Origin of the sequence: Micromonospora echinofusca, assembly GCF_017614955.1 — a bacterium.
Lineage (GTDB): Bacteria > Actinomycetota > Actinomycetes > Mycobacteriales > Micromonosporaceae > Micromonospora > Micromonospora echinofusca_A.
On sequence record NZ_WVUH01000344.1, the window covers coordinates 1 to 7470 of the forward strand.

The following is a 7470-nucleotide window of genomic DNA, read 5'->3' on the forward strand; positions in this document are numbered from 1 at the left end:
GGGGTGGGAACGGCGGACGCGGGGAAGAATCGGACCGTGCGTGCCGTGACTGTGACACCCGGGGTACCCGACTCGCTGCGCTTGGTCGACGACTGGCCGGAGCCGCCCAGCGAGGAGGGGGCGATCCTGGTCGAGGCATTGGCGGTGGGCGTCTGCGGCACCGACCACGAGATCATCGCGGGTGACTACGGCGAGGCGCCGCCCGGGGCACCGGGGCTGGTCATCGGGCACGAGTCGCTGGGCCGGGTACTGGAGGACCCCACCGGGACGCTCCGCGCGGGTGACCTGGTCGCCGGCATCGTCCGGCATCCCGACCCGGTGCCCTGCGCCAACTGCGCGGTCGACGAGTGGGACATGTGCCGCAACGGGCTCTACACCGAACACGGGATCAAGGCGTTGCAGGGATTCGCCCGGGAACGCTGGCGCATCCAGCCCAAGTTCGCGGTCGGCCTCGACCCGGCCCTGGCCGGGGTCGGGGTACTGCTCGAACCGACCAGCGTGGTGGCCAAGGCCTGGGACCACATCGACCGGATCGCGCACCGCACCGAGTGGCAGCCGCAGAGCGTACTCGTCACCGGGGCGGGACCGATCGGGCTGCTCGCCGCCCTGCTCGCCACCCAGCGCGGGCTGACCGTGCACGTCCTCGACCGGAACACCACCGGACCGAAGCCGGGCCTGGTCGCGGCCCTCGGGGCCACCTACCACACCGGCACGGTCGGTGAACTCGACTTCGAGCCGGACGTGGTGGTCGAGTGCACCGGGGCGCCGGCCGTGGTGCTGGAGGTGATGTGCAAGGCCGCCCCGATCGGCATCGTCTGTCTCGCCGGGGTGTCCAGCGGCGGCCGGACCATCGACTTCGACGCCGGGGCCCTCAACCGGACCCTGGTGCTGGAGAACAACGTCGTCTTCGGCTCGGTCAACGCGAACCGGCGGCACTGGGACCTCGCCGCCGGGGCGCTGACCCGGGCCGACCCGTCGTGGCTGGACTCGCTGATCACCCGACGGGTACCGGTCGGGGCGTACGCGGAGGCGTACACCCCGGCCGGGGACGACATCAAGGTGGCCCTGGAGTTCACCACCTGACCGGTGTGACCGCTACAGGCCGGGCAGCCGGCCGTTGCGGAACAGGTCCACGAAGATCTGGTGGTCCTCCCGGGCCCGCAGGCCGTACGCGTGCGCGAACTCCACCAGGTACGACACGAAGCCCGGCTCGTCGGCCGACACCGCCGCCACGATCGCCTCCTCGGTGGAGAAGTCGACCAGGTCGTGGCTGGACTCGTCGTCGGCCACCGAGTGCATCCGGGCCACCGAACGACCCAGGTCGGCGATCACCCCGGCGAGTTCCTCGGGCTCGTTGACGTCGGCCCAGTCCAGGTCGGCGGCGTACGGGGAGACCTCGGCGACGAGCTGCCCCACCCCGTCCAGCTCGGTGTAGCCCACCCACGGGTCGGCGTGCGCCTGCAACGCCCGCTGGGATTCCGCCGTACGGTGACCCTGGTGCCGGAAGTAACGACGGACGCCCTCGTCGTCGATGTGCCGGGCCACGGCGGGCACCTGGGCCTGCTTCATGTAGATGATGACGTCGTTCTCCAGCGCCTGGGTGTGTCCCTCCAGCAGCAGGTTGTACGACGGCAGGCCGGCCGAGCCGATCCCGACGCCCTTGCGCAGTACCACGTCCTTGACGTGCGCGGAGACCGGACGCAGCCGGGCGGTCGCCTCGGGCAGGGTGTCCAGGTAACGGGTGAACGCCTCGCAGACCCGCTCCCGGGTCGCGTCGTCGATCTCGTACACCCCGTCGCCGAGGGAGAACCGGCGTTCGTAGTTGTCGATGGTGGTCTGCCCGTCGAGCAGGTCCACCCGGGTGTTCAGGCGGGCCTGCTGGAGGACCCGGCGCAGTACCCCGTCGGCGTTGGCCAGGGTGATCGAGCCGATCGCGTCGTCCCCGCCGGCCGCGATCGCCGTCAACTCGGTCAGGTAGGCGGTGGCGAACACGCCGACCAGTTCGCTGATCACCTGGTCGGAGAGGGCCTTGGCGTACCCGAGCAGGGCGACGCTGGCCACGAACCGCTTGAGGTCCCAGGAGAACGGTCCGACGTACGCCTCGTCGAAGTCGTTGACGTTGAAGACGAGCTGCCCGGATCCGTTCATGTAGGTGCCGAAGTTCTCGGCGTGCAGGTCACCGTGGATCCACACCCGGCTGGTCCGCTCGTCGAGGAACCGGTCGTCGGCGAAGTCGCCGATCTGGTCGGCGTAGAAGAGCGAGGCACTGCCCCGGTAGAAGGCGAACGGGGAGGCGGCCATCTTGCGGAACTTCCGGCGGAAGGCGGCCGGGTCGAGTGCCATCGACGCACCGAATTCCTCGATGAGCACGTCGACGATGTGGGCGGAACGTTTCTCCGCGGTCTGGGTCATGGACGGCAGGCTAATCCTCCGCCGCCACGCCGGGCACCGCCCGGTGGTCCGGTCGGGGACCGTCCGGTGGTCGGATCGGGGACCGTCCGGTGGTCAGGTCGACGGGGGCCGGACGACCGGTGCGGTGAGCGACTCGACCGACCGCTGGTCAGCGGGCCGGTCGGCCGGTGCGGCGAGCGGGTCGGGCCGGGCCACCCCGCCGATCCCGGACTGCTCGGCGGCGATCTTCTCCTGGAGGCGGAGGATGCCGTGCAGCAGTGCCTCCGGTCGCGGCGGGCAGCCGGGAACGTACACGTCGACCGGGATGAGCTGGTCGACCCCCTTGGTGACGGAGTACGAGTCCCAGTACGGGCCACCGCAGTTGGAGCAGGCGCCGAACGAGATGACGTACTTCGGCTCGGGCATCTGGTCGTAGAGTCGCTTGATCGCGGGCGCCATCTTGTCGGTGACCGTGCCGGAGACCACCATCAGGTCGGCCTGGCGTGGACCGTGCGCGAACGGGATCACGCCGAGCCGGATGAAGTCGTGCCGCCCCATACTGGTCGCGATGAACTCGATGGCGCAGCAGGCCAGGCCGAAGTTGAAGACCCAGAGCGAGTAGCGCCGGCCCCAGTTGAGCACGAACCGGATCGGCTCGCCGAGCACTGCCGGCAACTGCACGGCGGTCTCCTCTCCTGTCCCCAGGTCGACAGTCAACCACAGCGCCCCGCCGGCAACCTCCGCAACCGATGCCGCATCGACCCCGGCAACCTCGGCAACGGATGCCGCATCGACCGGCGCCGTCGGAGCTGCGGCTGTCCACCCGCACCGCCCGAACGGGCCCGGCGGGATTCCGGTACCGGTGGAACGGTTGCACCCCGGCCCTGTCGTGTTGCCGTCCCGGGCGGGCCGCAACTTTCCCGCCACCCAACGCGTCCTGGCTGTATCGACGCGGCGGGCAACCGCCGTGCAACGGGGATCACGGGAGGAAGCATCATGAAACGACGTACCGGACGGCGGCTCTCGGTCGCGCTCATCGGCTCGGCCCTGGCGCTGCTGGCGGCGGCACCCGCCGTCGCCGGCCCGCCGGCCACCACCGCCTCGGACGCCTCGATCACCGTCGGGCGGCTGGTGCTGGAGCCGACCGAGCGGGGTTACCGGGGCAGCCTGCCGATCACGGTGACGAACGAGGGCGACACGACCACCTACTTCACCGTCAGGATCACCGAGCCGGTGCGGGGCACCATCGCCGACCTGGTCCCGTCGAACGCCTGCACCTACGGGTACACCGCAGACCTGCGCCGGATCTTCGACTGCGGCGTACCGGGACCGAACCTCGTGCCGGGTGAGCAGCGCTCCTTCCAGATGACCTTCCAGGTCCTCACCACGCCCCGGTCGTACCCGATGGTCGCCGAGGGGGGCCTGGTGACGGTGACCCCGAGCGGTCAGCCGGTCGCCGACCAGAGCAGCTTCACCACCCTGTTCCGCTCCACCTCCGGCTCGCTGCGCAAGCCCCGACCGTACGTGCAGGACACCCGGGCCGACGCCGGCCTCACCACCCCCGGCCAGGTCACCCTCACCCGGCAGGCCGACGGCAGCTTCCTCGGCCGGATGCCGGTGACCGTCCGGTACGGCGGCGACGCCGGTCACGACCGCCTCATGATCGAGGCGGTCACCCTGCCGGCCGGTATGCGGTTCCAGGGCACCGACCCGCAGGACATGCCGAGCTTCCCGACCTGGGTCGAGGTGCCCGGCGGCCAGTTCATGCCTGGCGAGGTGCGCAGCTTCGACATCCTGTTCGACGTCCCCGCCGGCACGCCGCTCGGCCCCATCGGCACCGCGACGGTGCTGCTGAGCACCCACTGGGCGTACGGCGCCGTCGCCGACGTCGACCCGGCCGACAACACGGTCAGCTTCACGGTGACCACCGTCGAAGCGAGCTGACCGAAGCCTGCGCACCGATCGCCCGGCCGGCGCTGTTTCCGGCCGGGCGATCGGTGGTGTTTTCGGCCGGGCGATCGGTGACCGCCCGTTCGGTGGCCGTTCAGTAGCTGGGGCGTTGCAGCAGACTGACGAACTCGACCAGCAGCTTCTCGCGCAGGCGTACCGGGGCGGCGTCGAGCAACCGGTTGACCGTCGCCGCCCGGTCCGGCAGCGGGCCGCCACCGGTACCGCTGCCCAGGCCGAGGCCGGCGGCCAGCCCGGCGACCAGTTCCGGGGTGAGGGCGTCGGGGGGCAGCGCGCCGGCCAGGGCGAGCAGGTCGTCCGGCAACGCGACCGGACCGGCCGCGCGCGCCGCCGCGACCGCGTCGTGCAGGTCCGGGCCGAACTCGGCCACCCGGGGGGCCACCGACGCGGTCACCGTCAGGTGCACGCTGGCCGGCAGTTCGGCGTACGACAGCTGCGGCTGGGTGTGCCAGCCCCGCGCGGTCAGCTCGTCGACCAGTACGAACAGGTCCAGGCCCGGGTCGGTGGAGGTGAAGCAGACCACGGTCGACTCCGGCTCGGCCATCAGCTCCAGCCCGTCGACACCCCGCACCGCGTCGGCGAGGGCGCGGACCGCGTCCCGGGTCCGCCCGACCAGCTCCAGGTACCCGTCGTCGCCGATGTGCCGGAGCGTGGCGTACGCGGCGGCGATCGGGCCACCCGAGCGGGTGGAGGTGATCACCGGGTTGATCATCCCGTAGCCGGGCCAGTCGGCGTACGCGAAGTACTGCGGGGCACGCAGCGCGGCATCCCGGTGCAGCAGGACCGACACCCCCTTCGGGGCGTACGCGTACTTGTGCAGGTCGACCGAGATCGAGGTGACCCCGGGCACGCTGAAGTCGAACGCGGGTACCGGCTCGCCGAGGCGGCGCAGCCAGGGCAGGGTCCAGCCGCCGAAACAGGCGTCCACATGGCAGCGCACCCCGGCAGCGGCAGCCGCTGCGGCGATCGCCTCCACCGGGTCGACCACCCCGTGCGCGTACGACGGGGCGGAGGCGACCACCAGCACGGTGTCCGGCCCGATCGCGGCGGCCACCGCCTCCGGCGCCGGGCGGAGGGTCGACGGGTCGACGGGTACCAGATCCAGGGCGATGCCCAGATAGTGGGCGGCCTTGGCGAACGCGGCGTGCCCGCTGACGGGTACCACGATCCGGGGCCGCTCGATGTCCGGCCGGGCGTCCCGGGCGGCCTTGACCGCCAGGATCAGCGACTCGGTACCGCCGCTGGTGACACTGCCGACCACGTCCGGCGCGGTCGTCCCCGGCCCGCCGCCGAGCAGCTTGGCGGCCGCCCCGACCAGGGCGTTCTCCATGGCGAGCAGGGACGGGAAGGCGGTCGGGTCCAGCCCGTTGACGTGCGCGCTGAGCGCGTGCGCCGAGGCAGCCAGCTCGTCCAGGCCGGGTACCGCCGGGTCGTAGACGTACGCGAAGAGCCGCCCACCGTGGGTGGGGCGGTCCCCGGCGCGCAGCGCCCGGATCTCGTCGAGCACCTGCCCGGCCGGTACGCCCTGCTCCGGCAACGCCTCGTTCATCACGACCCCTCCCCAGCTTTGTCGATCATGGAGTTATGGTGCCCCGTTGATTCCGTTTCGCCACTCTTGTCCCCCAGCACAACTCCATGATCGACGGGGTGGGTGCGGGTGGCGGCGGCATCGACGGGATGGGTGCGGGTGGCGGCGGCGAGGCGTTCCGGGGTGAGGTCGTACCCGCGCAGCAACGGCACGGCGAGTACCACCAGCAGGGCGGGCAGCACGGTGAACCCGATCAGCACGCCGAGTTTCGCCCCGTCGGACTGGACCGCCGCCGTACCGGTGTTCGACGACGCGTACCCGGAGAACTGGAGCACCAGGCCGTAGATGCCGGGCCCGAGGGCGAGGCCGAACGTCTCCCCGGCGGTCCACAGGCCGGTGAAGACCCCGGCCTGGCGTCGACCGGTACGCGCGGTGTCGTAGGCGATGCAGTCCGGCAGCATGGCGAGCGCGAAGACCTGCTGTCCGGCGTACCCGGCCCCCATCACCGCGACCAGCAGGTACACCAGCACCGGGGGCAGTACCGGGGCGGCCAGCAGACCGAGCGCCGGCCCGGCGAGCAGCAGCGAGGCGACGACGAACGCGGTCCGCTTGCCGAGCCGGGCACCGGCCCGGGTCCACAGCGGCATCACCAGCAGGGCCGGGCCGACGAAACAGGCGAAGAGCAGGGTGGCCCCGGTCTCCGGACTGCGCAGGATCTGGTCGGCGAAGTAGTTGACCCCGGCGAGGATGGTCGCCACCCCGGCGGACTGGATGACGAAGCAGACCAGCAACAGCCGGAACGGCCGGTTCCGGCCGGCGACGGCGAGCTGGGCGCGCAGACTCGGCTCGCTCTCGGTCACCGTGCCGTCCGGTACGCCCCGGGTGCCGAGGAAGGCGCCGGCCGTACCGAGGACGATCAGCCCGGCCACGAAGAGCCCCATCCAGCGGTGCCCGGGTATCCCCTCCCCACCGGCGGTCACCACCAGCGGAGCGACCGCGCCGGAGACCAGGATGGCCAGCGCCAGCACCGCGATCCGCCAGGTCATCAACCGGGTACGTTCGGCGTAGTCGGTGGTCAGCTCGGCGGGCATCGCCACGTACGGCACCTGGAAGAAGGCGAACGCGGTCGCGGTGGCCAGGAAGGCGACGGCGACGTACGCGCCGGCACCCGCCCCGGCACCGAATGGCGCGGCGAAGATCCCGGCGAAGAGCACCGCCAGGGCGAGCCCGCCGGCGAGCAGGTAGGGCCGCCGGGCGCCCCAGCGCGACCGGGTGCGGTCGGAGATGCGCCCGGCGACCGGGTTGACCAGTACGTCCCACGCCTTGGGAACCAGCACCAGCAGGGCGGCGAGGCCGGCGGCGATGCCCAGGGTGTCGGTCAGGTAGGGCAGCAGCAGGAGTCCGGGTACGGTGCCGAACGCGCCGGTGACCAGCGATCCGAGCGCGTAACCGGCGTGTACCCGGCGGGGCAGCTGCCCCGCCGACGGGGGCCCGGCATCCGGCGCCGTCCGGGGTCCCGCTGGCTCGACCCGGACCGGCTGCGGGGCTGGGGCCGGCGACTCGGGCCGGGGCGGGTTCATGGC

5 protein-coding genes and 1 pseudogene are annotated in these 7470 nt (G+C 72.1%); 2 read left to right on the forward strand and 4 right to left on the reverse strand.

The features are described 5' to 3' along the window. Positions 1-36: 36 nt before the first annotated feature. Positions 37-1083 (forward strand): glucose 1-dehydrogenase, encoded by a 1047-nt coding sequence (locus GSF22_RS27795; RefSeq protein WP_208816697.1) that lies wholly within the window; start codon positions 37-39, stop codon positions 1081-1083. Between the two features lie 12 nt (positions 1084-1095). Here the strand turns inward: GSF22_RS27795 and GSF22_RS27800 are convergent, their stop codons facing one another. Further along, a complete protein-coding gene (locus GSF22_RS27800) occupies positions 1096-2412 on the reverse strand; it encodes a DUF2252 domain-containing protein (protein ID WP_208816698.1) in 1317 nt (438 codons plus the stop codon). A gap of 93 nt (positions 2413-2505) precedes the next feature. Beyond that, positions 2506-3072: an NADH-quinone oxidoreductase subunit B gene (locus GSF22_RS27805; RefSeq protein WP_208816699.1), complete on the reverse strand. Its 567-nt coding sequence runs from the start codon at positions 3070-3072 to the stop codon at positions 2506-2508. Between the two features lie 315 nt (positions 3073-3387). Here GSF22_RS27805 and GSF22_RS27810 point away from each other — a divergent pair, with 315 nt between their 5' ends. Then, on the forward strand, positions 3388-4335 hold the full coding sequence (locus tag GSF22_RS27810) for a hypothetical protein (protein ID WP_208816700.1): 948 nt from the start codon (positions 3388-3390) through the stop codon (positions 4333-4335). A gap of 100 nt (positions 4336-4435) precedes the next feature. Here the strand turns inward: GSF22_RS27810 and GSF22_RS27815 are convergent, their stop codons facing one another. Together GSF22_RS27815 and GSF22_RS27820 are read right to left on the reverse strand one after the other, a co-directional pair. Continuing rightward, positions 4436-5908, reverse strand: a complete 1473-nt coding sequence (locus GSF22_RS27815) for a pyridoxal phosphate-dependent decarboxylase family protein (RefSeq protein ID WP_208816701.1) — start codon at positions 5906-5908, stop codon at positions 4436-4438. Between the two features lie 125 nt (positions 5909-6033). After that, positions 6034-7467 (reverse strand): annotated as a pseudogene (locus GSF22_RS27820) (MFS transporter); the annotation flags it as partial. Positions 7468-7470 lie beyond the last annotated feature (3 nt).